The 2,748-nt window shown below is 68.6% G+C and carries 3 protein-coding genes; all 3 read left to right on the top strand.

Translation table 11 applies throughout. The features are described 5' to 3' along the window. The coding region (locus MJ797_RS15040; RefSeq protein WP_239335262.1) for a transposase at window positions 1–1,011 on the top strand (1,011 nt) is incomplete at its 5' end. Between the two features lie 189 nt (window positions 1,012–1,200). Then, window positions 1,201–1,500, top strand: coding sequence for a trypco2 family protein (locus MJ797_RS15035; protein WP_239335260.1), 300 nt, complete (start codon window positions 1,201–1,203; stop codon window positions 1,498–1,500). A 22-nt stretch (window positions 1,501–1,522) separates the two neighbouring features. Beyond that, on the top strand, window positions 1,523–2,748 hold a 1,226-nt coding region (locus MJ797_RS15030; protein WP_239335258.1), incomplete at its 3' end, for a trypsin-like serine protease.

The raw sequence follows: 2,748 nt of genomic DNA, 5'->3' as shown, positions 1-2,748 counted from the left end.
GGGTTCCGCCGCCGCTGGTGGGAACTGCTGGCCGCCCGGCCGCAGGGGTTCCCCTGGCTGGCGGTCGCCGGGAGGGAGCTGACCGGGATCACCGTCGTCGACCTGGACGCCTCGCTCGTGTTCTCCGCCTCGCAGGACAAGCAGAACGCCAAGCCCACCTACAAGGGCGGGATCGGGTTCGCCCCGAACCTGGCGACGTGCGACAACACCGACGACCTGCTCGTCGTCGACCCCCGACCGGGCAACGCCACCTCCAACGACGCCGCCGACACCATCGCCACCCTGACCAGGGCGGTCGAACGCATCCCGGGCGCCTACCGCCACCGGATGCTCATCCGCCTCGACGGGGCGGGCTTCTCCCACCAGCTACTCGAACACATCGCCTCCGGCGGCGGGAAACGCGGCCGGCGCTGGGAGTTCTCCGTCGGCTGGCCCCGCACCGACCGGGAGATGGACGCGATCGCGAAACTGCCGTCGGCGGCGTGGAGCCCGGCGATCGACCAGTCCGGTGACGTCGTCGAGAACGCCTATGTCGCCGAGCTGACCGGCCTGCTCGACCTGTCTGCCTGGACCGAGAAGATCCCCGGTCTGCGGATCCTGGTCCGCGACGAGCCGCTGCACCCGAAATACCTCGCCCGCGCCACCGAGCAGGAGAAACAGAGGGGCCGGCGCTACCAGCTGATCGCTGTCAACGCCCGCGTCGGCCAGCTCGCCTGGCTCGATGCCCGCCACCGCTCCCACGTCCACGTCGAGAACGACGTCAAACAGGGCAAGGCGATCGGGCTGAACCGCTGGCCGTCCCGCCACTGGACAATCAACAAGGCCTGGACCCAGATCGTGCTACTGGCCGCCAACCTGCTCGCCGCCTACCGCTACCTGGCTCTCACCCCCGGCGGCCTGCGCGACGCCTCGGTCAAACTCCTGCGCTTCCGCCTGTTCGACCTGCCCGCCCGGCTCACCCGCGGCCAGCGCAAACGCTGGCTCGTGTGTCGTGCTCGGTGCCGACATTGACCCAGCCGGTGTCCGCCGCCGCGTGAGGTGCGCGGAGGCACCATTGCCAATGGTGGGAGTGGGTACGGGCGGGGTCGTTTGGCATGATCGTGAGAACGCCGGGTAGGGACTTCGTTGCCGACCGCCCTGTAGCGGGCCTGCTGCCTCGGCAAGGCGATAGCGCACAAGTCCGATCTTCGGAGGTTTGCTGTGGAGTTGAGTCTGGCGGAGACGATGGACGCGCTGCGTGTGGAGCTGGCCGAGGCGGCGTCGGCTGGCGCCGGTTCGGACTTCCAATTCCCGGTGGACGGGGTGCAGCTGGAGTTCCACGTGGCAGTGAAGAAGGAAAGCACAGCCAAGGCGGGGGTAAAGGTGTGGGTGGTGGAGGCCGGCGGGTCGGGTTCGCTGTCCCGGGAGGAGATCCACACAGTTACTGTGACGTTGGGTGTTCCAGTTGATCGCCACGGCGAGCCCATGAAGATCACACAAGGTTCGCCCAAAAAGCCCTGACTGAAACGCGGAGGTTGGGCTGATGGCCAGCAGTGCGGTGACGACGTCCCGGGCGGTGGAAGTCCTGCATCACCGCGGCCCGGCAAGAATGCCGCAGTGGACGGTCGGCTCGGCCTACCTGGTGGGTGGCCGGTACGTGCTGACCGCCGCACACGCAGTCGACTACCGGCAGGCCCTCGGCGCGGACGAGCGGCTGCTGGTACGGCGCCGCTGGGCGGGTGAGGACGAATATTCGGCGCGTGTGGTGGCCGCCGGCACGGAGCAGGCGGATCTGGCACTGGTGGAGATCGACGATCCGGCGTTCGCCGACGCGGTCACGCCGGTGAGATGGGCACGGGTCCACCGGGACGACCCGCGGACCGTCTGGGACTGCTGGGCGGTGGGTTTCCCCGCGTTCAAGGAAAAGCAGCGCGCCGGCGGGTCGGGCGTGAAGCTGCGGGACAGCGTGCACGTCGGCGGAGGGATCAAGCCGGGGTCGAACCGGGTCAGCGAAATGCTGGAGCTGGAGGTTACCAGCAGACCGCAGGAGCTTTCGCGTGGTCGTTCGGCCGACTCGCAGTGGCAGGGGATGTCGGGCGCGGTGGTGTTCGCCCCGGACTCCGACGGCGGCCATGTCGCCGTCGGAGTGGTCGTCGAACATCACCTGCCGGAGGGGGTGTCCAGCCTGACCGTCGCCCCGGTCACCGCCCTCGCCGCTCTGGTCGACGGGCAGCCGGACAGCTCGGCCGCGCACGGGGCGCGTGGGCTGCTGGTGGTCGGCGACCCGGACCGGTGGCCGCGGCTTCCCCACGCGCACGCCCCTGGCCGGGCGAGGGCCGACTTGACGACTTTGACGGGTGCGCCGCGGGCCGCGGGTAATCCAGCTGGCTATGTCTTTGACGCCAAACGGACACAACATGTCAATTACCGTGGCACCGATGATCATGTTCACGAGCTGCGATCGCGCGAGAACGGTTGGGAGCACACCGATTTGACGACTGAGGCAGCGGGTGCCCCGCCGGCCACGGGTGATCCAGTGGGCTACGTGTTCAGCGCCGAAAGCACGCAACACGTCAATTACCGCAGCGCCGACGGCCACATTCATGAACTGTGGTGGCGGAAGGGCCATTGGCACCACACCGATCTGACTACTACGGCGGGTGCCCCGCCGGCCACGGGTGATCCAGTGGGCTACGTGTTCAGCGCCGAAAGCGGTCGGCACGTCAATTACCGCAGCGCCGACGGCCACATTCATGAACTGTGGTGGTG

It is taken from the genome of Protofrankia sp. CiP3 (assembly GCF_917627345.1).
In the GTDB taxonomy this organism is placed as follows: Bacteria; Actinomycetota; Actinomycetes; order Frankiales; family Frankiaceae; genus Protofrankia.
The sequence above is the reverse complement of the archived record's forward strand: the minus strand, read 5'-3'. Positions and strand labels throughout refer to the sequence as shown.